Source organism: Pengzhenrongella sicca, from assembly GCF_017569225.1.
GTDB classification, from domain to species: Bacteria; Actinomycetota; Actinomycetes; order Actinomycetales; family Cellulomonadaceae; genus Pengzhenrongella; species Pengzhenrongella sicca.
In genome coordinates, this window is sequence record NZ_CP071868.1 from 4,291,072 (window position 1) to 4,313,567 (window position 22,496).

At 74.4% G+C, this 22,496-nt stretch carries 17 protein-coding genes; 3 read left to right on the forward strand and 14 right to left on the reverse strand.

Annotation, left to right across the window (positions count from 1 at the left end):
* Nucleotides 1–426 precede the first annotated feature (426 nt).
* The 4 genes from J4E96_RS19660 to J4E96_RS19675 form a co-directional block, all read right to left on the reverse strand.
* On the reverse strand, nucleotides 427–1,056 hold the full coding sequence (locus tag J4E96_RS19660; protein ID WP_227423707.1) for a DinB family protein: 630 nt from the start codon (nucleotides 1,054–1,056) through the stop codon (nucleotides 427–429).
* 85 nt (nucleotides 1,057–1,141) lie between these two features.
* Nucleotides 1,142–1,612, reverse strand: coding sequence for a DUF779 domain-containing protein (locus tag J4E96_RS19665; protein ID WP_406620478.1), 471 nt, complete (start codon nucleotides 1,610–1,612; stop codon nucleotides 1,142–1,144).
* Between the two features lie 275 nt (nucleotides 1,613–1,887).
* The gene (gene exaC / locus J4E96_RS19670; protein ID WP_227423709.1) at nucleotides 1,888–3,411 is read right to left on the reverse strand and encodes an acetaldehyde dehydrogenase ExaC; all 1,524 of its coding nucleotides are present in this window, start codon (nucleotides 3,409–3,411) and stop codon (nucleotides 1,888–1,890) included.
* Between the two features lie 92 nt (nucleotides 3,412–3,503).
* Entirely contained in the window at nucleotides 3,504–4,901 is a 1,398-nt protein-coding gene (locus J4E96_RS19675) for a GAF domain-containing protein (RefSeq protein WP_227423710.1), read from the reverse strand.
* Nucleotides 4,902–5,012: 111 nt separating this feature from the next.
* Here J4E96_RS19675 and J4E96_RS19680 point away from each other — a divergent pair, with 111 nt between their 5' ends.
* Nucleotides 5,013–5,618 carry a TetR/AcrR family transcriptional regulator gene (locus tag J4E96_RS19680; RefSeq protein WP_227423711.1) on the forward strand — a complete coding sequence of 202 codons (606 nt, stop codon included), beginning with the start codon at nucleotides 5,013–5,015 and terminating at the stop codon, nucleotides 5,616–5,618.
* A 31-nt stretch (nucleotides 5,619–5,649) separates the two neighbouring features.
* On the opposite strand, the gene J4E96_RS19685 is transcribed toward J4E96_RS19680, so the two are convergent.
* The 4 genes from J4E96_RS19685 to J4E96_RS19700 all read right to left on the reverse strand — a co-directional run bounded on the left by J4E96_RS19685 (nucleotide 5,650) and on the right by J4E96_RS19700 (nucleotide 9,811).
* Complete coding sequence (locus J4E96_RS19685; protein WP_227423712.1) at nucleotides 5,650–7,605, reverse strand: NHL domain-containing thioredoxin family protein; 1,956 nt, start codon at nucleotides 7,603–7,605, stop codon at nucleotides 5,650–5,652.
* Nucleotides 7,606–7,689: 84 nt separating this feature from the next.
* Nucleotides 7,690–7,917: a hypothetical protein gene (locus J4E96_RS19690; protein ID WP_227423713.1), complete on the reverse strand. Its 228-nt coding sequence runs from the start codon at nucleotides 7,915–7,917 to the stop codon at nucleotides 7,690–7,692.
* A gap of 65 nt (nucleotides 7,918–7,982) precedes the next feature.
* Nucleotides 7,983–9,008: a S1 family peptidase gene (locus J4E96_RS19695; protein WP_227423714.1), complete on the reverse strand. Its 1,026-nt coding sequence runs from the start codon at nucleotides 9,006–9,008 to the stop codon at nucleotides 7,983–7,985.
* 59 nt (nucleotides 9,009–9,067) lie between these two features.
* On the reverse strand, nucleotides 9,068–9,811 hold the full coding sequence (locus tag J4E96_RS19700; protein WP_227423715.1) for a helix-turn-helix transcriptional regulator: 744 nt from the start codon (nucleotides 9,809–9,811) through the stop codon (nucleotides 9,068–9,070).
* An 81-nt stretch (nucleotides 9,812–9,892) separates the two neighbouring features.
* On the opposite strand from J4E96_RS19700, the gene J4E96_RS19705 reads away from it, so the two are divergent.
* Nucleotides 9,893–10,615 (forward strand): alpha/beta fold hydrolase, encoded by a 723-nt coding sequence (locus tag J4E96_RS19705; protein ID WP_227423716.1) that lies wholly within the window; start codon nucleotides 9,893–9,895, stop codon nucleotides 10,613–10,615.
* A gap of 12 nt (nucleotides 10,616–10,627) precedes the next feature.
* On the opposite strand, the gene J4E96_RS20290 is transcribed toward J4E96_RS19705, so the two are convergent.
* From J4E96_RS20290 to J4E96_RS19725, 4 genes are all read right to left on the reverse strand, one after another.
* Nucleotides 10,628–10,963, reverse strand: a complete 336-nt coding sequence (locus tag J4E96_RS20290) for a DUF6458 family protein (RefSeq protein WP_264466174.1) — start codon at nucleotides 10,961–10,963, stop codon at nucleotides 10,628–10,630.
* A gap of 90 nt (nucleotides 10,964–11,053) precedes the next feature.
* Nucleotides 11,054–13,177: a S9 family peptidase gene (locus J4E96_RS19715; protein WP_227423717.1), complete on the reverse strand. Its 2,124-nt coding sequence runs from the start codon at nucleotides 13,175–13,177 to the stop codon at nucleotides 11,054–11,056.
* A gap of 38 nt (nucleotides 13,178–13,215) precedes the next feature.
* The gene (locus J4E96_RS19720) at nucleotides 13,216–13,887 is read right to left on the reverse strand and encodes a spermidine synthase family protein (RefSeq protein ID WP_227423718.1); all 672 of its coding nucleotides are present in this window, start codon (nucleotides 13,885–13,887) and stop codon (nucleotides 13,216–13,218) included.
* A 9-nt stretch (nucleotides 13,888–13,896) separates the two neighbouring features.
* Nucleotides 13,897–15,984, reverse strand: coding sequence for a cytochrome c oxidase assembly protein (locus J4E96_RS19725; protein ID WP_227423719.1), 2,088 nt, complete (start codon nucleotides 15,982–15,984; stop codon nucleotides 13,897–13,899).
* A gap of 132 nt (nucleotides 15,985–16,116) precedes the next feature.
* Here J4E96_RS19725 and J4E96_RS19730 point away from each other — a divergent pair, with 132 nt between their 5' ends.
* Nucleotides 16,117–17,910, forward strand: coding sequence for an MDR family MFS transporter (locus tag J4E96_RS19730; protein WP_227423720.1), 1,794 nt, complete (start codon nucleotides 16,117–16,119; stop codon nucleotides 17,908–17,910).
* On the opposite strand, the gene J4E96_RS19735 is transcribed toward J4E96_RS19730, so the two are convergent.
* Together J4E96_RS19735 and J4E96_RS19740 are read right to left on the reverse strand one after the other, a co-directional pair.
* Nucleotides 17,879–20,731 carry an FAD-binding and (Fe-S)-binding domain-containing protein gene (locus J4E96_RS19735; RefSeq protein ID WP_227423721.1) on the reverse strand — a complete coding sequence of 951 codons (2,853 nt, stop codon included), beginning with the start codon at nucleotides 20,729–20,731 and terminating at the stop codon, nucleotides 17,879–17,881. The genes J4E96_RS19730 and J4E96_RS19735 overlap by 32 nt on opposite strands.
* Complete coding sequence (locus tag J4E96_RS19740) at nucleotides 20,731–22,491, reverse strand: L-lactate permease (RefSeq protein ID WP_227423722.1); 1,761 nt, start codon at nucleotides 22,489–22,491, stop codon at nucleotides 20,731–20,733. The genes J4E96_RS19735 and J4E96_RS19740 overlap by 1 nt, the downstream gene beginning before the upstream one ends.
* Nucleotides 22,492–22,496 lie beyond the last annotated feature (5 nt).

Below are 22,496 nucleotides of genomic sequence, written 5' to 3' on the forward strand. Positions count from 1 at the left end.
CTTGCTGCGATCGCCAGTCTCACAGACCGGTTGCCCGGCGCTTGCCTGACACCGCTTTGACGATGCGGCGTGGTGCCTACCCTCGGTTGCCCGAGTGCGGAACCTCTCGCGATCAGTCCGTCCGGTCCGTGCCGACACCTGCGTCGTCACCCGCAGCCACGGGATCTCCCCCGTGAGATGGTCGGCCGTTCTCCGGCCGCACAGCCCCTCGAATGTCGCCGCGTGCCCCGGGTTTCCCCGCTCTCCACGCCGGTCCGAAAAGGCCGATATAGACGTTCTAGACCCCGCGAAGACCGCCCCGCAACCCCCTGAGAGCGGCAGTTTGTGGGCCGGCTCTACCCACAGGACCGTCCACAGGTGTGCACGCCTGTGGACCCCGGAACGCACAGCCTTGTGGATAAAATTTGTGGACAATTCACGCCACGTTCACGCCGCGGCGACGTCGTGCAGGTGGTGCACCACGTCGTGGAGGTAGTACCGGCCCAGCGTGATGACCGTGAAGTCCGACCCGTTGGAGCGCCGGCCGGGACGATCGAGCTGGTCCGGCTCGACCGCGTCGAACCGGTCCGCGAGCACGGCCGCGGCGCGCACGAGCTCGCCCGCGACGGTCTGCGGGTCCTGCAGCTCGTAGTGCTGCTCGACGGCGGCCGCGTCCTGGTCCCAGTTGGCGAACATCGGGTAGTCGAGCTCGAGGATCGCGCGCAGCCGCTCGGCGAAGATCCGGTTGACGTCGCGCACGTGCGCGCCGTACTCGAGCACCGACCAGGTGCCGGGATCGGGACGCACGGCGACGTTCGGGCGGTCCAGGGCGACCTGCCAGCGCGCGGCGAGGGCGCGGGCGGTGGCTCCGATCGCGTCGGGGGGAGTCTCGGCGGCCGCGAACCCGCACTCGGGGCACGGCCGCGTGATCACCCAGGTCCAGTCCTTGGTGTCGGGCTCGATCGGCGGGGCGGTGCGTGTCTCGGCGGCGCTCGTCGGCTCGGCGGCCGGGCGCGCGGGGAGCGTGCCGGCGGTGCGGACCGGCTGATCGGCAGGCTCGAGGTGCTCATTGGTCATACCTGTAACGCTACCGACCCGGAGAGGGTGGGGCACTCGCCCGTGCGGGGGTATTTTTCTGGCGGATCGTGACGGAATGTCGGGCTCAGAGCGCGCCCGCGGCGTCGAGGGCCCGCCACTGCTCGTCCGTGAAGAGCCGCGACCGGATCAGGAACCGCACCCCCTCGGGCGCCTCGAGCGAGAAGCCTGCTCCCCGGCCGGGCACCACGTCGATCGTCAGGTGCGTGTGCTTCCAGTAGGCGTACTGCGCCCGGCTCATCCAGACCGGGACGGTGAACCCGGCATCGGCGGGGTCGGCGGCGCCGGCGGCCGTGAGATCGGCGTCGGCGGCGACGGCGGTGCCGGCGGCGACGGCGGTGCCGGCGGCGGGCGCGATCGCGAGGTCACCGAGGTGCACGTCGGCGTCGCCTGTGAGGAGGTCGCCGTCCGGGTAGCACATCGGGGACGAGCCGTCGCAGCACCCACCCGACTGGTGGAACATCAGCGGCCCATGCTGCCCGCGGAGCTGCCGCAGCAGGTCCGCCGCGGCGGCCGTCACGGCGACCCGCTCCGGCAGCGCCGGCACCCCATCGGGCACGACCCCGCCCGGCGCCGCGCGGTCGTCGTCCATCGACCCCACCCTTCCCACTCCCGACACCCCTTCCACTCCCGGCTCCGTTCGAGCTCCGTCTCGGCTCTGTCCGCCGGTCCCGTCCGCCGAGTGCGACGGTGTGGTCGCCCGCGCGCGTGAACGGGGGACACAACGTCACACTCGGCGGAGGATCCCGCGGCGGCAGATCCCGTGCGGCAGATCCCGCCGTGGCAGATCCCGCCGTGGCAGATCCCGCGCGGCTAGAAGAAGCCGTCCGGCTGGGCGGAGTACGAGACCAGCAGGTTCTTCGTCTGCTGGTAGTGGTCGAGCATCATCTTGTGGTTCTCGCGGCCGATGCCAGAGCCCTTGTACCCGCCGAACGCCGCCGCCGCGGGGTAGGCGTGGTAGCAGTTGGTCCAGACGCGGCCGGCCTGGATCTCCCGGCCGGCCCGGTAGGCGAGGTTGGCCTCGCGCGACCACACGCCGGCGCCGAGGCCGTAGAGCGTGTCGTTCGCGATCCCCAGCGCGTCGTCGTAGTCCGAGAAGTTCGTCACCGCGAGCACGGGGCCGAAGATCTCCTCTTGGAAGATCCGCATCGAGTTCTTGCCCTCGAAGATGGTCGGCTGCATGTAGTAGCCGCCGGCGAGGTCGCCCTCGAGGTGGGCCCGCTCGCCGCCCGTGACCAGCTTGGCGCCCTCGGCCTTGCCGATCTCGACGTAGCTGAGGATCTTCTCGAGCTGGTCGTTCGACGCCTGCGCGCCCATCATCGTCTCGGTGTCGAGCGGGTTGCCCTGCTTGATCGCCCGGGTGCGGGCCACGGCGTCGCCCAGGAACTGGTCGTAGATCGAGTCCTGGATGAGCGCGCGGGACGGGGCCGTGCAGACCTCGCCCTGGTTGAACGCGAACATCGTGAAGCCCTCGAGCGCCTTGGAGTAGAACGCGTCCTGCTCGCGCGCGATGTCGCCGAAGAAGATGTTCGGGCTCTTGCCGCCGAGCTCGAGCGTGACCGGGATGAGGTTCTGGCTCGCGTACTGCATGATCAGCCGGCCCGTGGTGGTCTCGCCGGTGAACGCGATCTTCCGGATCCGCGGCGAGGACGCGAGCGGCTTGCCCGCCTCGACCCCGAACCCGTTCACGACGTTGATCACGCCCGGCGGGAGGAGGTCGGCGATGAGCTCCATCAGCACCAGGATCGACACGGGCGTCTGCTCCGCGGGCTTGAGCACGATGGCGTTGCCGGCCGCGAGCGCCGGGGCCAGCTTCCAGATCGCCATGAGCAGCGGGAAGTTCCACGGGATGATCTGGCCGACGACGCCGAGCGGCTCGTGGAAGTGGTACGCGATCGTGTCCTCGTCGATCTGCGAGATCGAGCCCTCCTCCGCGCGGATCGCGCCGGCGAAGTAGCGGAAGTGGTCGATCGCGAGCGGGAGGTCGGCGCCGATCGTCTCGCGGATCGCCTTCCCGTTCTCCCAGGTCTCGGCGACGGCCAACATCTCGAGGTTGGCCTCCATGCGGTCGGCGATCTTGTTGAGGATGACGGCCCGCTCGGTCGCGGTCGTCTTGCCCCACGTCCGCGCGGCGCCGTGCGCGGCGTCGAGCGCCCGGTCGATGTCGGCGGCGTCGCCCCGGGCGACCTCCGTGAAGGTGCGGCCCGTGACGGGCGTCGGGTTCTCGAAGTAGCGGCCCGCGGCGGGCGCGACGTACTCCCCCCCGATCCAGTGGTCGTACCGCGGGCGGAACGTCGCGAGGCTGCCGGGCTGGCCGGGTGCTGCGTACACAGTCATGTAGATCCTCCAGGCAGGTGTTCCGGGCCGCCAAGCTCGCGGTTCCCGGGGCGCCGCACCGTTGCGGCGTGCCACGAATCGGGACGTTAGGCCTACGGACGTTGCGCGGGCGTTGCACGGCCGGCGGGGCCGGTCCGGGCCGCGGCGATCCGGGCCGCGGCGGTCCGGGCCGCGCCGGCGCGGGCCGGCGGGCCCGCCAGCTCGCGGTCGAGCACGTCCACGTGGGCACGCGCCCGCAGCCACCCCGGGCTTCCCTCGGCCTGCACCTGCACGAGGCGCCGCCAGGCGGCCCAGTCGTCGGCGCCGGCCGGGCTCAGCGTCCAGGCCTCGAGCGCGCCGACGTCGGTGCTGCGGCCGAGCGCGGTCCGGAGCTCCGCGGCGAGCTCGTCCCGCAGGGCCTGCACGCCCGGCGCCTGCGAGCGCGGCAGCACGGGCCCGCGGTATGCCTCGACCGCGCCGGCGACGTCGGCTCGCGCGAGCCGCTGCCGGACCTCGTCCACGTCCGTTCGCAGGGGGGCCGCCAGCCGGTAGGGCCGCGACGGGCCGAGCAGGGGCCCGACGGCGCGGCGCAACCGGGAGACCTCGGCCCGCACGGTCACGGCCGAGAGGGTGCCGGGGTGGAGCAGCGCCGCGAGCTCCTCGCCCGTCGTCCCGCGCGGGCGCGCGCCGAGCAGCAGCAACAGCTCGGCGTGCCGGAGCGTCAGCGGCTGGCGCTGCCCGCCCCGCACGAGCGCGCCGGACGACGTCCCGAGCACCTCGAGCCGCGCCGTCGGCCACGGCGCCGGGTCGGCCGGACTGCTGGCGAGCAGGGACCGGAGCGCACGCACGGCGAGCTCGGACTCCATCGCGGCGACGGTGGCCCGCACGAGCCTGAGCATCTGGGGCGAGGCCGCCGGGTCGCGCCCGGTCACGTCGAGCACGCCGAGCGTGCGGCCCGTGACCGGGTCGTGCACCGGCGCCGCCGAGCAGCTCCACTGCTGCACGGAGCGCGTGAAGTGCTCGGCCCCGAACACCTGGACGGCGTGGTCGGTCGCGAGGGCGATCCCCGGGGCGTTCGTGCCAGCGTCGCGCTCGCCCCAGCGCGCCCCTGCGACGAAGCCGACCCGCTCGACGTCGCGCCGCACCGCGCGGTCGCCGTCGACCCACAGGAGCCGGCCGGTCTCGTCCGCCAGCGCGATGATGAGCCCGTCGGACTCCGCGCCGTCGAGCAGGAGCCGACGCACGATGGGCATGAGCGGCGCGAGGACGTGCTCGCGCCGATACGCGGCGAGGTCCGGACCGGTGAGGTCGACGGGCGGGCTCACCCGCTCGGGGTCCACGCCGCTGCGCCGGCTTCGCAGCCACGAGTCGAGCACGACCCGGCGCACCGGTGCGAGCCGCGCCGGTCCGGTCGGGCCGGTCAGGAAGCGCTCGTGCGCCGCGCGCAGGTCGACCGCCAGCGCGGCCGGGTCCGACCCGACGGGCCAGGCGACCCACGGATTTGTGCGCACGCGACCAATCCCCTCGACGACGGTGTCCCGGTGGGGCTTCTCCCGAAGGTTAGCCCGGACGGATCGCCGTCGCCCGGCGCAGGTGCTGACGGATCGTGAGACAGTGTCAGCATGCCCAAGATCATCGGCGGTTCCCTGCACGAGCACCGGGTCCGGACGCGCCAGCAGCTCTTCGCCGCCCTCGCCTCGCTCATGGCGGAGCGCGGGTTCGACGCGATCACGCTCGCGGACATCGCCGCGACGGCCGGCATCGGGCGCACCGCCGTGTACAACCACTTCGCGGACAAGGAGTCGCTGCTGCTCGAGTTCATCGCGCACGAGACCCAGCAGTACGTCGAGGCGCTCGAGGCCGCGCTGAGCGGCGTGACCGACCCCGTCGCCCAGGTCAGGACCTACGTCCGCCAGCAGACGCAGCTGGCCCACGCCTTCCACCCCGGCTCCGGCACCGACCTGCGCCCGATGCTCTCGCGCGGGACCCGCCCGCGGCTGCGCGATCACGCCGTCGACGTCGAGGCGATCCTGCGCCGGATCGTGGCGGCCGGGATCGCCTCGGGCGCCTTTCCCGAGCAGGACCTCGACACGACGGTCTCGCTGGTGCACGCGTGCCTGACCGGACGCGGCGTTCCGGCAGACGGCCCCGCGCGTGAGCACACGCTCGAGGCGACCGAGGCGTTCGTGCTACGCGCGGTCGGCGCCCGGGTGCCCGCGCTGGCCTGAGCCGGTCCGAGCCGCGCGGCGCCGCAGGCCGTCAGCCGTGCAGTGGCAGGACGAGGGTCGGCTCGGCGCCGGTGACCACCCGCACCGGCACGCCCCAGTCCTGCGTGTTGAGGTGGCAGGCGGGGTACTCGATCGCTGGGTCCGCGTCGCAGCTCGCCGCCTTCGCGGTCACGTGCAGCACTCCCCCGGCCACGTCCGGGTCGAGCCGCAGCTCGCGCACGAGGTCGACGCCGTCGCCCGCGCCGGCCAGGAGCAGCCCCGGCGGCGTCGCGGAGACGCGTAGGTGCGTCGACGGCCCGTACCGGTCGTCGTACTTCTGGCCCGCGGCGGGCGCGAACACGACCTCGAGCCGCAGCGCCCCGGACGGGACCTCCGTGACCGGCCGCTGCGTGCGGTGCGCGCCGGCGTCCAGGATCTCGCCGGCGAGCCCCTGCGGCAGCCGGATCCGGGTCAGCCGGTGCGCGGCCGACTCCACCACGAGCAGCTCGACCCCCGCGCTCGTCCCGCCGGCACCACCCGCGGCGCCCGTCGACAGGACGACGACGCCGCTCGGCTCGGCCAGGTCGCGCGCGAGGGTCGTGACCTGGGCCGGGCCGCCGTCGGCCGCCGGGGCGTACCGGCGGATCGCGCCGTTGTAGGTGTCGGCGACGACGACCGAGCCGTCGGGCAGGACCGCGACCCCGAGCGGGTGCTGCAGCAGCGCCTGCGGCGCCGCTCCGTCCCGGAAGCCGAAGTCGTACAGGCCCGCGCCCACGGCGGTGCCCACCACACCCTCGGTGCCGACCCCACCCACCTCCAGGTCGACGTACCGCAGCGCCGAGACCTCGGAGTCGGCGAGCCAGATCCGGCCGCCGGCGTCGACCGCCAGACCGGACGTCTGCGCGAACCAGGCCTGCGCGAGCGGGCCATCCTCGAGCCCCTCGTTCATCGTCCCGGCGAGGCGACGCACCGTCGCCGCGACCGGGTCGAACACCCACAGCGTGTGGCTGCCGGCCATCGCGATCACGAAAGCCTCCGCGGCCGGCGACCACACGACGTCCCACGGGGAGGACAGCCGCACGGCGCGCGCGTCGAGCGGGCGCCACGGCGGGGCGTCCGCGGCGTCGTCACCGTTGTCGGGACCGCCGACGAGGTACTGCGAGCCCGTGCCGGCGAGCGTCGTGACGGCGCCGTCCGCGAGCCGAAGCCCGCGCAGCGCGTGGTTGACGGTGTCGGCGACCACGACGTCGTACCCGAGCGCGGCGCGCAGCTCGGCCGGCACCGCGCACAGCCCGTTCGGCTCGCTGAACCGGGCGGCCTGGGGGCCGCCGTCGACCCGCCCGCGCTCGCCCGAGCCGATGCGCCGCACGAGCGTCTCGCCGTCGGCGGCGAGCTCGGCGAGGCTGTGGTGCCCGGCGTCGGCGACCAGGAAGGTGCCGCCGGGCAGCGCGATCGCCGCGGCCGGGAACCGCAGCGTGCCAGACGCCGGCGCGGGGGCCACGTACGGGCCGTCGCCGCGGCGCAGCGTGCCCTTCGCCTCGTGCTCGCGCACCAGGTCGCCGATCAGGATCGACAGGTTGTGCGCGTGCCCCTCGCCGGCCAGCTGGGCCACGATGTAGCCCTCGGGGTCGATGACGACGAGCGTCGGCCAGGCCCGGGCGGTGTACGCAGACCAGGTCACGAGCTCGGGGTCGTCGAGCACGGGGTGCCGCACCTCGTACCGCTCGACGGCGGCCGCGAGCGCGGCCGGGTCGCCCTCGTGCGCGAACTTCGGCGAGTGCACGCCCACGATGACGAGCGCGTCGGCGAACTCGCGCTCGAGGTCGCGGAGCTCGTCGAGCACGTGCAGGCAGTTGATGCAGCAGAACGTCCAGAAGTCGAGCAGCACGATGCTGCCGCGCAGCTCCGCAAGCGTCACGGCGCGACCGCCGGTGTTGAGCCAGCCGCGCCCGACGAGCTCGGAGGCGCGGACGCGGGGGAGCAGTCGGGGCGAGGTCACGACACCCATCCTCGCCGACGTCGCGGCGATGCCCGCGCGGACGCCCGGCCGGGCGGATAGCGCGTGGGGGATCGCGCAGGCGGATCGGGGCGGTCAGGCGCCAGCGCGCAGCGGGACGATCGTGCCGGCGAGCTGCACGCGCACGGCGACGCCGTTGATCGTGGCGGGCAGCCCGGCGCCGTCCGCCCCGGCGGCCACGTTCACCTGCAGCCCGAAGCCGTCGTCGGTCCGGGTGATCCCGATGCCGGCGATCCCCCGGCGGCCCGCGAGCTGCGCGCGCAGCCGCTCCTTCGCCGCGCGGGCCCGCTCGAGCTCTGCCATCGCGCACCTCGCCTCGCGCACCTCGGCCCCCCGGGCCCCGGGTGGGCCGGTCGGCGGGCGACCGCTCACCCGACCAGCTCGGCCCCCAGCAGGTCCAGGACCGTGCGGATCGGGTTGACGTACGTCAGCCCGGTCCCATTCTCGCCCCCCGTCTCGCTGCCCGCAAAGAGCAGGCCCACCGCCGCCGCGCCGCCGGTGCCGCCGGCTTCCCCGACCCGGTAGACGAGCGAGCCGCTGTCGCCGCCGCGTGAGAACGCCCCCGCCCCGATCCCCTCGACCTCGATCTGGTCGTCGAACCGCAGCTCCCCCAGCCCGTCGCCGTAGCCGACGACGACGTCGTCCAGCTCGATCGCGGTGACCCGCCCGCGCGTCACCCCGGTCGTGCGGCCGATCTTCTCGACCTCCTCGGCGCCGAGCACCACCGCCGTCGTGGTGATCGGCCCGGCCGGGTAGTCGAGGTCGACGACCGGGTCGGCGAGCCGGGCGACCGCGGCATCGACCAGCGCGGTGCGGCCGGCCTCGAGCGGCGCGAACGCGGCGAGCGCGCCGACCCGGTCCCGCGGATCCCGGCCGCCATCCGCCGGTCCGGGCTGGAGCACGGCGTCGCCGACCGTGCCCGCCGGGGAGCCGACGAGCACGTGGTAGTTCGACAGCGCGTGCACGAGCCCGTCGACGCGGACGAACGCGCCGAGCGTCCCCGCCGTCACGGCGACGTTCGCGATCGAGACGCCCGGCCGCAGCGGCCGGACCCGCCCGGTCTCGCCGGCCGCGCGCGCGGTCACGACCGGCGGCCGCGGCCCCGCCACGCGCTGCGCGAGGGGGCTGATCCGGCCCGTGCGGCGCACGTCCACGGTGGGCCCCACCTGCTCGGTCACCCGGCGCGCGACCATGCGTGCCGCGGGCACGCCCAGCCGGTAGCGGACCGCGACCCCGAATCCGCCGTCGGGCAGCGGGGCGAGTCCGAGCGAGACGCCCGCCGCCGACGGCGCGTCCGTCCCGCGCGCGGCGCTCGCCTCGACCCGCGCCGCCAGCAGCTCGCTCACGTACCCGGTGAGCTGCCGCTTGATCGCCCGTGCTGCCGCCTGGTCCATCGGGGCCCCCTGTCGTCTCGGTGGTCCGATTCTGGCCGCGGGCACCCACATGCGCTCGATCAGGGCCGAGACAGCGCGGGGGCGGAGTCGGCCGGCGGGGTGCCGACGTCGGCGACCGGGCGCGGTTCGTACGGCTCGCGGGTCAGATCCGCCCGCTCGATCCGGTCCAGCCGGAACCACCGGACCGCGAGCCGGTCCCGGCACCACGCGACGAGGTACCACCCCTGTTCGGTCCGGGCGAGCAGCACGGGTTCGACCGTGCGGTTGGTGACGACCCCGGACCGGTCGCGGTAGCGCAGGGCGACCACGAGACCGCGAAAGAGCGACTGCTCGGCGACCCGGAGCACGCTCGGGCTCGGGCGCAACGACGGACCGGGGCCGCTCGTAGGACCCGAGCCACCGACCGGCCCGGTGCCCGCGAACCAGACGCGCCCCGCGACGTCGTGCGCCCGCGCGCGGTCCGGCGGGGCGAGCGCGTCGAAGACCTTGCCGCGGGCGACCGCGCCGTCGACCGCGAACGGGCTGCCCGGCGCGAGCGCGGCGAGCGCGACCGCCACCGCGACCGCCTGCCCGGGCGAGAAGTTCACGGGCGGAAGGCTCGCGGACGCCGCGAGCACGTAGCCCCCGCCGGGTCCGGCCTGCGCCCACACGGGCGCACCCGCCTGCTGCAACGCGGCGATGTCGCGCTTGATCGTGCGCGGGCTGACCTCGAGCAGCGCGGCGAGCCGGCCACCCGTGCGGCCGCCGGGGCCCGCCCGGCGCAGCTCCTCGCGAATCGCGTACAGCCGCTCGGTCCGGTTCATGACCCCTCCGTCCGGTTGCCCCGCGTTCCCTCCACCCATGGTGACAGACCGGTGTCACCGGGCGCCCGGCACGATGGGTCCATGACTACCGCAGAAGCTCCGATCCAGGTCGTGCTCGTCCCCGGATTCTGGCTCGGCGCGTGGGCGTGGGACGACGTCGTCGGGCCGCTGCGCGCCGCCGGCCTCGTCCCGCACGCCGTCACGCTGCCCGGGCTCGAGAGCGTCGACGCCGACCGGTCCGCCATCACGCGCGCGGACCACGAACGCGCCGTGCGCGAGCTCGTCGAACGGCTGCCCACGCCCGTCGTGCTTGTCGGGCACAGCGGCGGCGGCGCCGTCGTCGAGACGGTGGTCGACCAGTTGCCCGACCGGATCCGGCGCGTGGTCTACGTCGACAGCGGCCCGCTCGTCGACGGCGCCGCGCTGTTCCCGGACCTGCCCGCCAGCGCGGTCGACCTGCCGCTGCCGCCCTGGGACGAGCTGGAGGCGAACGGGTCGAGCGCGGCGGGCCTCGACGACGCAGCGCGGGCGGAGTTCGCCGCACGCGCCGTGCCGCAGCCCGCCCGGGTCGCCCGCGAGCCCGTGCACCTGACCGACCCGCGCCGGCTCGACGTGCCCGTGACCGCGATCTGCACGAGCCTGCCGGCCGAGGTGCTCAAGACGCTCGCGCACCCGGGCCCGCCGCTGCACACCGAGCTCGGCTCGCTGGACGTCACGTACGTGGACCTGCCGACGGGGCACTGGCCGATGTTCTCCCGGCCGGCCGACCTGGCCAACGAGATCGCTGCGGCCGCCCGGGCCTGAGCCCGTGGCCCGCTAGGGCTGCGTGGGCGGCGCCGTCGCGGGCGGGATCGTCGCAGGTGGGATCGTCGCAGGCGGGGCAGCCACCGGCGCAGCCGCCACCGGCGGCGCAGCCACGGGCGCAGCCCCCGCCGGCGCGGGCCGGGTGTCGTCGTGGCGCTCGACGACCTCGCGGTGCGTGGTGTTCGCGCGCTGCGAGCTGATCACCAGCGAGATCACGAGGGCGAGCGCGCCGGCCGCCATGCAGATGTACCCGACCGCGGTCAGGTCGACCGCCTCGACGCTGTCTTGCACGGCGAACGCCAAGATGGCGCCCACCACGATCAGGAAGATGCCGCCACCGATACCCACGTCGCACTCCTTCGTCGCGACCGGGAGGATCCCGGCGTCACCCCCGAGTGTGACCCGCCCGACCGCCTCCCGCGATTTCTGGGCGTGGGGCTAGCCGAGGACCTCCGGCAGGTCGCGCTCCTCACCGAGCACGTGTCGAGCCAGGAAGGCGTCCACCACCTGGTACCAGACGATCGCGTGCTGCGGGCTGAGCACCCAGTGGGTCTCGTCGGGGAAGTACAGGAACCGGTGCGGCGTGACGCCGTCGTCGTCGGCCGCAAGCTGCGACTTCGACAGCAGCTCGAACCACAGCCGCAGCCCCTCCCCGATCGGCACGCGGTAGTCCCGGTCCCCGTGCACCACCAGCATCGGGGTGCGGATCTGCTCGACGAACCGGTGCGGGGAGTTCGCGAGCGCCATCTCGTCGGTCATCTCGCGCGCCCAGTAGTACGCCACGTCGGTCGTGGGGCCGAACTGGTCCAGCGCCCACAGGCTCGCGTGGGTGACAACCGCGCGGAACCGGTCCGTGTGGCCCGCGACCCAGTTGGCCATGTAGCCGCCGAACGAGCCGCCCATCGCCGCGGTGCGGGTCTCGTCGATGTCGGCCCGGGCGCACGCGGCGTCCGTGATCGCCATCAGGTCGGTGAACGGCGCGCCGCCCCACGCCCCCCAGCCGCGCTGGACGAAGTCCTGGCCGTACCCGGTCGACAGGGCCGGGTCCGGCAGCAGGACGGCGTACCCGCGCGCCACGAGCAGCCACGGGTTCCAGCGCCAGGACCAGGCGTTCCACGACCCGAGCGGGCCGCCGTGGATCCAGAGCACGAGTGGCGCCGGGCCCGCCTCAGCCGGCGCCGGCGGCACCGCGAGCCAGGCGCGCACCCGCGCGCCGTCGGGCGTCGTCGTCTCGATCTCCTCGAGCGTGCCGGGCAGGGTCGGCGCGGCTGCGGGCCCGCGCAGCGCGACCGCCTCGACCGGCCCGCCCGCGGCGGCCGCGAGGTCGATCGACACGGGGTGCGCGGGCGCGAGGTAGGACGTGCGCAGCGCGTACGCCACCTGGCCGCCGGGGTCGATCTGCAGGTCCGTGAACGCGGCGTCGTCGCTCGTCACGCGCGCGACGGCGGCGGTGGCGAGGTCGATCCGGAACACGGGCGAGCGGCCGTCGTCGTCGGCCACCACCAGCAGCGCGCTCGAGTCGGGCAGCCACTGCGCACCCTGCGGCCAGCGATCCCAGTCGGGCGCGAGGGTGCGCCACGCGCCGCCGCCGAGCGGCACGACCGCGAGCGTGACCCGCGGCGCCTCGTGCGGCGTGCTGATCGACTCGCGGGTGAACGCGACCCAGGCCCCGTCCGGGGACACGACGGGGCTCGCGACGTCCGCGCCGTCGTCGTCGACGAGGGTGCGCCGCTCGCCCGTGGCGACGTCGATCGCGACGAGCACCGACCGCTGGGCCCCGCGCGCGAGCGGCCGCAGCCAGCTCGTGACCACGACGGACCCGTCGGGCGCGAGCGCGGCGGTGGTCTCGGTCAGCGCCGCGCCGACGCCGGGGGTCAGGTCCGTGAGCTCGACGTGCGGATCGGGCTCGCCGGCAGCGCCCTCGAGCGCCACGGCCGGCAGCGGCGCCGTGAGCAGGTGCGGGGTCGCCGGCCCGAGGTCCTGGTCCCAGTACCGCACCGGGTACCCCGTGTGCAGGATCGCGGACACCTTCGCGTCCTTGCGGGCCGCGTGCAGCTTCTCGTCGTGCGCCGCGTCCCGCGCCGACGGCAGCACGTCCGCGGTCACGAGCAGCACGGGCACGTCCCGGGCGACGACGGGCTGCCCGACGCCGCCGGCCCGGGTCGCGAGCACGCGCGCCTCCGCGCCGTCGGCGGGCAGCAGCCACAGCGCCGACGGCGCGTCCTCGGCCGGTGCCTTCGCGGCCGGGTCGGGGCGCGCCGAGGTGAACAGCAGGTCGCCCGCGGCGGTGAACGCGGCGCCGCGCTCCCCCGCGCTCGACCGGGTCAGCCGCCGGGCCCCGAAGGAGCCGGTCGGGTCGACCTCCCACAGGGCGGAGCCGTACGTCACGCGCTTGTCGTCGAGCGTCGCGACGGAGGTCACCAGGCGCTGACCGTCCGGCGACAGCGCCAGGCCGGAGACCCGCGGGAGCGCGACGTAGCGGGCGAGGTCGTGGAACGGCGTCGGCGACTCGGGCTCGGGCGTCGGCTCGGCGCTGCCGCGTGCGGGGGGCTCTGTGCTCATCGGTCCGTCCTACCACGCGGGCCCGACGCGCGGGGGCCTCACTCCGGGCGTCGGCCCAGCACGATCACGTCGGGGTCGCCCCGCGTCGCGGCGAGCTCGGGGACGTCCGTGACCTGCACGTGCGCAAAGTGCTCCGACATCCGGGCGACGAAGGCGGGCGACGGCGCCGCGCTCCAGATCGCCAGCGCACCGCCGGGCGCGAGCCCGCGCGCCGCGGCCGCGAGCCCGGCCCCCGAGTACAGCCACGCGTTCCCGGGCGACACGAGCCAGTCGGGCCCGTTGTCGACGTCGAGGCAGATCGCGTCGAGCGAGCCGTCGGTGGCGGCGGCGAGCCAGTCGACGACGTCGGCCTCGGCGACCCGCACGCGCGGGTCGCGCAGCGCCGCGCCGTTCACGGCGGCCAGCGGCCCGCGGTTCCAGTGCACGACGGCGGGCTCCCGCTCGACGACGTGCACCTCGCTGACGCGGGGGTGCGCGAGGGCGGCGGCGAGCGAGAAGCCCACGCCGAGCCCGCCGATCATCATCCGGCCAGGCGCCGGCATCGCGTCGGCGGCCGCCGTGACGTGCAACCGCTCGGACCGGCCGCCCCGGGTGTCCATCAGGAAGACACCGTTCGCCACGATCTCGAAGTGGCCGCCGCCGCGCCGCAGCACCAGCTCGCCGGCCCGTCCGGGCACCCGCTCGACGACCGTCATCTCCTCTCGCCTCATGGCCGCAGGCTACGGCCGGTCGGGCTGGCGCGCGTCGCGCTCGGCGATCCGCGCGAGCTCGGCGTTGTAGGCGTCCATCTCGAGGTCGCCGTCGCGGTCGACCCGGCGGTCGCGCTGGCGCGCGGTCCGTTCGTCGGACCGCGACCAGGAGAACGCGACGACGAGCGCCAGCGCGAGCGTCGGGAGCTCCCCGATGCCCCAGGCGATCGAGCCCCCGATCTGCTGGTCCTCGATCGCGGACACGCCCCAGGGGCGCCCCGTCAGCCCGAACCAGTCGGCCACGAGCAGCGTCGTCGAGCTGACCAGGGTGATGCCGAAGAAGGCGTGGAAGCCCATCGTCGCGAACAGCAGCAGCAGGCGCTGCGGGTAGCCCGGCCGCCGCGGCCCCGGGTCGATCCCGATGAGGGCGTTGGCGAACAGGTACCCGACGAGCGTGAAGTGCACGACCATCGCGAGGTGCCCGGCGTAGTACCGCAGCGAGTACTCGAACAGGTCGGTGTAGTAGAAGACCACCATCGAGCCCGCGAAGTTGACCGCGGCGACCAGCGGGTTCGCGAAGAACTGCGCGACGTGGCTGGTGACGAGCGTGAGGATCCACTCGCGCGGGCCGCGCGAGTCGTCCGGCCGGCCGGGCAGGGCGCGCAGGGCGAGGGTCACCGGCGCCGCGAGCACCAGGAAGATCGGCACGACCAGCGCGAGCACCATGTGCTGGACCATGTGCGCGCTGAACAGGACGTGGCCGTAGGTCGCCGCGCCGCCCGAGGTGATCCAGGCCAGCACGAGCATGCCGACGAGCCACGACGCGGTCCGCAGCGGGGGCCAGGCGTCCCCCCGCGCGCGGAGCCGTCGGACCCAGCGCAGGTAGACCACGACGCCGGCCAGGCACGCCCCCGCGAGCAGCACGTCCCATCGGAACTCGGTCAGCCACCGCGCCGTCGTCAGCTCAGGCGGCAGGACGTGGCCCGTGACGAGCTCGGCGGGGGTCGGGTCGATCGGCGGCGCGATCGCGATGGGCGGGGCGGTCGACGCGAGCGCGACGGCGACTCCGGACACGGCACCCATCACGAACAGCTCGACCGCGATGAGCCGCCAGAGCACGCGTGTCGCGGCGGCGGCGGAGCGAGCCTGGCCGGCGCGGGTGCCGCCGTCGGCCCCGAGGAGCCGCGCGATGACCGAGCGCCGGTACGCCCACCCGAGGCCGCCGAGCACGGCCATCAGCGCGACCTTGACCACCAGGAGCGCGCCGTACCGCGTTGCCAGCCCGTCGAGCCCCCCGAGCCGGGCCGCCGAGTTGACCACGCCGGACAGCGCCACGGCGACGAAGCACCAGGCGGCGATCGGGGAGTAGCGGGCGATCGAGGGGCCGAGGTCGGCCCCGAGCCGCCGGGCCAGGACGGCGAGCGCCGCGAGGGCGCCGATCCACACGGCGGCGCCCGCGAGGTGCGCGAACATCGACGAGATGGCGAGCTCGTGGTTGGCCGCGCCGGCGACGTGACCGCTCTGCGCCTGCAGCGCGAGCGCGACGGCCGCGAGCGCGGTGGCCCACGCCGCACCCGTCGGGGTGGCCACCGCGAGCGCGAGGGCGCTCGTCGCGGCCGCCACGAGGGTGACCGCGAGCAGCGTGCGCCCGAGCGAGATCTGGCCGACGAAGACGCCGAGCTCGGCGCCGAAGGTCGCGCCACCGACGGGCCGACCGGCGACACTCGCGTAGGTGAGGATCAGCTGGGCGATCGACAGCCCGGTCCAGGCGGCCGCCGCGCTGCCGGCGAGCGTCCCCGCCGCCGGGTACGCCCGCCCGTCGACGACGGTCCGCGCGCGCCGGGACGAGGAGGGCCGCGTGGTGGCCGACGCCGCGCCGTCGGCCAGCGCGACCCGGCGCGGCAGGACGCAGACCATCAGCACGAGCGCGCCGATCGTCACGGCCCCCGCGAGCTGCGTGAGCGTCTCGACGACCGGCAACCCCCAGCGCACGAGCGCGCCGGGGTCGCGGAGCACGGCGGGCACGGCCGCGCCCGAGAACGCGACGCCTAGGGTCACGGCCGCCGCGGCCGCGCCCGCCATGGCGATCAGGCGCCGCACGCTCCACCGGTTCCGCACCCGGCCAGGGTAGGCGCTCGGCCGCCGCCGCGGGCCCCACGGCGCCGGCGGCGGAATACCGCACGCTGGCCGCATCGTTGCGACACGTTGTCCGGAACTTCTGGGCACCCCGATGCGAACGAGAGGCGCCCCGTGCGCAAAGCAACCACCGAGGCCGCCGCCCCGGCTCGGGCCGCCGTCGCACCGCCGACGCACCGCCAGATCCTCGCGATCCTCGGCGGCCTGATGATCGGGATGTTCCTCGCGGCGCTCGATCAGACGATCGTGGCGACCTCGATCCGCACGATCGGCGACGACCTGCACGGGCTCTCGCTGCAGGCGTGGGTGACGACGGCGTACCTGGTCACTTCGACGATCACCACCCCGCTGTACGGCAAGCTGTCCGACCTCTTCGGCCGCAAGCCGCTCTACCTGCTCGCGATCGTGCTGTTCCTGATCGGCTCCCTCCTGTCCGGCACCGCGGACTCGATGTACCAGCTCGCGATGTACCGCGGCGTGCAGGGACTTGGCGCCGGCGGGCTCATGTCGCTCGCGATCACCATCCTCGGCGACCTCGTGCCGCCGCGGGAACGGGCCCGGTACCAGGGGTTGTTCCTCGCCGTGTTCGGTACGTCATCCGTCCTCGGGCCCGTCATCGGCGGGTTCTTCGCGGGCACCGAGACGATCCTGGGGATCGACGGCTGGCGCTGGGTCTTCCTGGTCAACCTCCCGATCGGCATCATCGGCCTCGTCGTGATCACGCGGGTGCTGCACCTGCCGCCGCTGCGCGCGGTGCGGCACCGGATCGACTGGCCCGGCGCGCTCGCCCTCGTGCTGGGCCTGGTTCCGCTGCTCGTGGTCGCCGAGCAGGGCCGGGTCTGGGGCTGGGGCTCGGGCTTCGCGCTGGCGTGCTACGGCCTCGGCGTGGTCGGGATCGCCCTGTTCCTGCTCGCCGAGCGCGTCGCGGGCGCCGACGCGCTGCTCCCGCTCTACCTCTTCCGCAACCGCACGTTCGCGATCGGCGCGGGGGCCAACACCATCATCGGGCTCGGCATGTTCGGCGGCCTCGCGACGCTGCCCCTGTACCTCCAGATCGCCAAGGGCATGTCCCCGACCGAGGCCGGCCTGACGCTCATCCCGCTGACCGCCGGGATCATGACCGGCTCGATCGTCGCTGGGCAGCTCACGTCGCGCACCGGCCGGTACAAGATCTTCCCGATCATCGGCACGACCCTGCTCGCGACCGGGGCGCTGCTGCTGTCCCGGCTCGAGCCCGGCACGACGCTGCTGAGCGTGAGCGGCTTCTCGATCGTCTTCGGCCTGGGCCTCGGGCTGTGCATGCAGCCGCTCATCCTCGCGGTGCAGAACGCCGTGCCCCCGCAGGAGATGGGGGTCGCGACGTCGTCGTCCCTGTTCTTCCGCCAGGTGGGCGGAACCCTGGGCACGGCGGTCTTCCTGTCGATCCTGTTCTCGACGGTCGGCGACAAGATCGCCGCGGCGTTCCGGCAGATCGCCCCGACGGCGGACTTCCAGGCGGCGCTCGCCGACCCGGCCGTGCTGGCCGACCCCGCCAACGCGCCGGCGCTCGACATGCTCGCCGGCACGCCGGGCGGCTCCGCGTCGCTGCTCAACGACTCGTCGTTCATCAACGCGCTCGACCCGCGCCTGGCCCGGCCGTTCCTGGTCGGCTTCGCGGAGTCGGTCGACCTCGTGCTGCTCATCGCCGCGGCCGTGATGGTGCTCGCCATCGTGCTCACCGCGCTGCTCCCGGAGCTTCCGCTGCGCAACGTCTCCGGGATCCAGGGCCGGCTCGACGCCGAGGCCGGCGCGGCGGAGCCCGTCGCTGCGCCGGAGCCGGCCGGGCCCGAGGAGCCCGCCGGGCCGGAGCCGGCCGAGCCCGAGGAGCCCGCCGAGGTCAGCCCGCGGGCGACGCCTGCGGGCGGGTGAGCTCCTCCAGGAGCTCGAGGACGTGCCGGTACGGCTCGCCCGTCGCGCGCGTCAGGCCGAGCTCGCACGTCCGGTTGCACGAGGCGTGCGCGCTCGCGCCCATCGCGGCGACATCGGCGGCCTCCGCCTTGGTCGCGGACGCCGTGAGCTCGGGGTGCAGCAGGCCGCGATCGCCCGCGAACGCGCAGCAGCCCCAGTTCTCCGGCACCTCGACGCGGTCGGCCACCGCGTGCGAGACGGTGTCCAGCGCGCCGTTCATGCCCATGCGCGTCGAGGAGCACGTCGGGTGCACCGCGAGCGAGTCGAGCTTGGCGTAGCCCCCCAGCGTCGGCAGGACGTGCGTGACGGCGAACTCGACCGAGTCGATCACGGTCATCGGCCGGTCGCTCGGGTCGGACTCGATCGTCTGACGCAGCCCCTCGGTGCACGACGACGCGTCGCACACGACCGGCAGCTCGCCGTCCCGGGTCGCGATCCGCAGCGCCGCGAGCGTCTTCGCGCGCATCGTCGCCTGGCCGTCCGTGAGCCCCTTGGACGACCACGGCGTGCCGCAGCACAGCGCGTCGATGCCCCGCGGCACGAGCAGCGTGACGCCGGCGCGCTCGCACAGCTGCTCGAAGCTCTGCTGGATGCCGGGCGCCGAGTCGGTGGCCGGCCCGAACATCGTCCCGACGCAGGCCGGGAAGTAGACGGCCTGCGGCTCGCCGGTCGGGGCCGGCCGCTTGCGCGAGCTGCCGCCGCCCGGGAGCTCGGCCGAGTACAGCGGCACGGTGTCGGTGCCGAGCACGGCGCGGGCCAGCTTGTCGGGCGGGAGGATCACCGCGGTAGGGACCTTGCGCACGACGTCGAGCGCCAGGCTCGCGCCCTGCGTGACGACGCCCCAGTTCTTCGCCGCGGCGCCCCAGACGCCCTTGACCACGGGGTTCACGTCGCGCTTGCGGAACTTCTTCACCAGCGTCGCGGTGTTGATGTTGACCGGACAGGCCGTCTGGCACAGCCCGTCCACGGCGCACGTGTGCACCGCGCCGTACTCCCAGTCCTTCTCCAGCTCCTTCGCGAGCGCGACGTCGCCGTCGAGCGTGGCCTGCTTGATCGCGCGCAGCGTGACGATGCGCTGACGCGGGGTCAGCGTCAGGTTGCGGCTCGGGCACACCGGCTCGCAGTACCCGCACGACACGCACCGGTCCACGGACTCGTCCACGGGCGGCGCCGTCTTGATGTGGCGCAGGTGCGCCGTCGGATCGTCGTCCATGAGCACGCCCGGGTTGAGCATGCCGGCCGGGTCGAACAGCACCTTGATCTGGCGCATCACGTCGTAGAGCTCGTCGCCGTACTGGCGGCGCACGTACGGCGCCATCACGCGGCCCGTGCCGTGCTCGGCCTTGAGGGAACCGCCCTCGCCGAGCACGACGTCGACCATGTCCTCGGTGAACGCGGCGTACCGGTCCAGCTCGGCCTGGGCCTGGAAGCCGTCGGTGAGCATGAAGTGGATGTTGCCGTCCTTGGCGTGCCCGAAGATCACGCTGTTCGCGTAGTCGTACTTGTCGAACAGCTTGATGAGCTCGATGCAGGTGCGCCCCAGCGCGGGCACGGGGACGACGACGTCCTCGAGCAGCGCCGTCGTGCCCTGGGCCCGGGCGCCGGCGACGGCCGCGTAGAGCCCCTTGCGCAGGTGCCACAGCTGGGCCCGCGCGGCGGCGTCCGCGCTGAACGCGTGCGGCGCGCTGAGCGGCAGGGAGTCGATCAGCGCGAGCCCGCCGCGCTCGAGCTCGGCGAGCCGCTCCGGGGAGTCGGCGTGGTACTCCACGAGCAGCGCGGCGTGCTCGCGCACCGCGAGATCCATGATGATGCCCGGCGTGCCGGGCAGGGACTGGCCGACCCGCAGGGACAGCGCGTCCATGAGCTCGAGCGTTGCCGCACCCGTGGCGACGAGCGCGGGCAGCGCGGCGTTCGCGGCCTCGAGGTCGGCGAACACGAGCAGCCCGGTCGTGACCTGGGTCAGGCGCGGGATCGTCCGGAAGACGGCGCCGGCCACGAAGCCCAGCGTCCCTTCCGACCCGACGATGAGGTGGGCCAGGATGTCGGCCGGCGCCTCGAAGTCGAGCAGCGCGTTGATGGCGTAGCCCATCGTGTTCTTCATCGAGAACTGGTGCCTGATCGTGGCCACGGACGCGGGGTTGTCCTTGATCCGCCGGGACAGCCGCGCCAGCCCCTCGTACAGGGCGGGTTCGCGCGCGCGCAGCGAGGCGTCGGCGTCGACGGCGCCGGTGTCGACCACCGTGCCGCTCGGCAGCACCACTGTCAGCGACTCGACCGTCTGGTAGGTGTTGTCGACGGTGCCGCAGGCCATGCCCGAGGAGTTGTTGGCGACGACGCCGCCGATCGTGCAGGCGCCCTCGCTCGCCGGGTCCGGCCCGAACTTGCGCCCGTACGGCGCGAGCCGCGCGTTCAGCGCCCGGACCGTGACGCCGGGCTGAACGCTGACCCGCGCGCCGCCGTCGAGCACCTCGATGCCCTTGAAGTTGCGCCGGACGTCGACCAGGACGCCGTCCGTGAGCGCCTGCCCGCTCAGGCTGGTGCCGCCCGAGCGGAACGTGAGCGGCACGCCCTGCGCCGCGCTCGCGCGCAGCAGCCGGCCGACCTCGTCGGCGCTGCTCGCGACGACGACCGCCTGCGGGATGAGCAGGAAGTGGGACGCGTCGTGCGCGTTCGCGTGGATGTCGAGGGCCCGGGTGCTGACCTGGGCCGGGTCGGCCACGGCGCCGCGGAGCGCGTCGAGCATGCGGGGGTCCTGCCGGGTGGGAACGGTCACGGGGGTCATCAGGGCACCATCCAGCCGAGGATCGGGGTGGACTGCAGGAAGACGAAGCCCGCGAGGACCGCGAGCAGCCCCAGGCTCCACCACAGCAGCTTGCGGAACAGGATGCTCTCTCCGCCCTCCAACCCGACAGCCGCGGACGCGATCGCCAGGTTCTGCAGCGACACCATCTTGCCGAGCGCGCCGGCCGTGGAGTTCGACACCGCCATCAGCACGGGCGACAGGCCCGTCTCGTGGGCGGCGCTGACCTGCAGCTGGCCGAAGAGCGCGTTCGACGACGTGTCGGAGCCGGTGAGCGCGACGCCGATCCAGCCGATCACCGGCGAGAGCACCGCGAAGAAGCCGCCGGTCGCCGCGAGCGCGACGCCCATCGTGGCGGTCTGGCCGGACAGGTTCATGACGAACGAAAGTGCGAGCATCGTGCTGACCGTGACGATCGTCCAGCGCAGCAGGTAGACGCCCTCGCGGTAGACGTGCCAGCCCTCGCGCGGGGAGACCCGATACAGCGCCATCGTCGCGAGGCCCGCGATGAACAGCAGCGTTCCGGTCGCCTTGAGGTGGTCGAGATGGAACGTCGTGGCCGTCACGGGCTCCCCGGCCGCGTTCGTCACGTCCAGTCCCGGCCACTCGAACGTCACGGAGCCGATCTCGGTGAGCCAGGCCTTGACGGCCGGGATCATCGCGACCGAGAAGATCGCCACGATGATCAGGTACGGGGCAGTGGCCATGAGGATGTGGCGCCCGCTCGGGCGCTCGGTCCGCTCGAGCGGGGCATTGCCCGAGATCGGCCCGGCACCCGCCGTCGCGGCCGCGGCGAAGGCCTCGGTCACCGACCGGCTAGAGGAGTAGGCGACCGGGGCGTGGCCCGCGGCGACGAGCCGGTCGGCGTCGGCGTCGGCAGAACGCGTGGACCGGACCTCCTCGCCGCCGTCGCCGCCGACGAGCTCGGCCGGCTGCCAGAACCGCAGCATGAGCAGGACCGCGGCGACCGTCAGGACGGCGGCGACGACGTCGGTCAGCTCGAGCGCCAGGTAGTTGGACGTGACGAACTGCGAGAGCGAGAACACGAGCCCGGCCACGAGCGCGATGGGCCAGGTCTGGCGGAAGCCGCGCCGACCGTCGACGACGTAGATGAGCAGCAGCGGGACGATGAGCGAGATCAGGCCCTGCCGGCCGGCCATCGCGGCGAGGTCGTCGATCGGCAGCCCCGTCACGCCGTGCAGCGCGACGACCGGCGCGGCCATGGCGCCGAACGCGACGGGCGCGGTGTTGGCCACGAGCGACACGATGGCCGCCTTGAGCGGCTTCATGCCGGCGGCCATGAGCATCGCGGCCGCGATCGCGACGGGCGCACCGAAGCCCGCGACGGACTCGAGCAGCGCGCCGAAGCCGAAGGCGATGAGGATCGCGAGGATGCGGTGGTCGTTCGTGACCGAGCGGATCGTCCGGCCGAGCACCTCGAACCACGGCGTCGCGACGGTGAGGCGGTAGACCCAGAGCGCGTTGATCAGGATCCACAGGATCGGGAACATGCCGTAGAACGCACCCTCGACGGTCCCGCTCAGCACCTGGCCCAGCGGCATGTTCCAGCCGACGACGGCGAGCACCATCGAGAGCCCGAGGCTCAGGAGCGCGGCCTTGGGCGCCTTGACCCGGAACCCCCCGAGCAGGACGAACAGGAGCACCAGGGGCAGCGCGGCGCACAGCGCGGAGAGGGTCAGCGAACCCGCGACGGGATCGGTGATCTGGCGGAACGTGAACATGGCGG

Excerpts from the sequence above, each read along its gene's own strand:
- J4E96_RS19660 (WP_227423707.1), bottom strand. The coding sequence starts at position 1,056 with ATGACCAATGAGCACCTCGAGCCTGCCGATCAGCCGGTCCGCACCGCC.
- exaC (WP_227423709.1), bottom strand. The coding sequence starts at position 3,411 with ATGACTGTGTACGCAGCACCCGGCCAGCCCGGCAGCCTCGCGACGTTC.
- J4E96_RS19680 (WP_227423711.1), top strand. The coding sequence starts at position 5,013 with ATGCCCAAGATCATCGGCGGTTCCCTGCACGAGCACCGGGTCCGGACG.
- J4E96_RS19685 (WP_227423712.1), bottom strand. The coding sequence starts at position 7,605 with ATGGGTGTCGTGACCTCGCCCCGACTGCTCCCCCGCGTCCGCGCCTCC.
- J4E96_RS19690 (WP_227423713.1), bottom strand. The coding sequence starts at position 7,917 with ATGGCAGAGCTCGAGCGGGCCCGCGCGGCGAAGGAGCGGCTGCGCGCG.
- J4E96_RS19695 (WP_227423714.1), bottom strand. The coding sequence starts at position 9,008 with ATGGACCAGGCGGCAGCACGGGCGATCAAGCGGCAGCTCACCGGGTAC.
- J4E96_RS19700 (WP_227423715.1), bottom strand. The coding sequence starts at position 9,811 with ATGAACCGGACCGAGCGGCTGTACGCGATTCGCGAGGAGCTGCGCCGG.
- J4E96_RS19705 (WP_227423716.1), top strand. The coding sequence starts at position 9,893 with ATGACTACCGCAGAAGCTCCGATCCAGGTCGTGCTCGTCCCCGGATTC.
- J4E96_RS19715 (WP_227423717.1), bottom strand. The coding sequence starts at position 13,177 with ATGAGCACAGAGCCCCCCGCACGCGGCAGCGCCGAGCCGACGCCCGAG.
- J4E96_RS19720 (WP_227423718.1), bottom strand. The coding sequence starts at position 13,887 with ATGAGGCGAGAGGAGATGACGGTCGTCGAGCGGGTGCCCGGACGGGCC.
- J4E96_RS19735 (WP_227423721.1), bottom strand. The coding sequence starts at position 20,731 with ATGACCCCCGTGACCGTTCCCACCCGGCAGGACCCCCGCATGCTCGAC.
- J4E96_RS19740 (WP_227423722.1), bottom strand. The coding sequence starts at position 22,491 with ATGTTCACGTTCCGCCAGATCACCGATCCCGTCGCGGGTTCGCTGACC.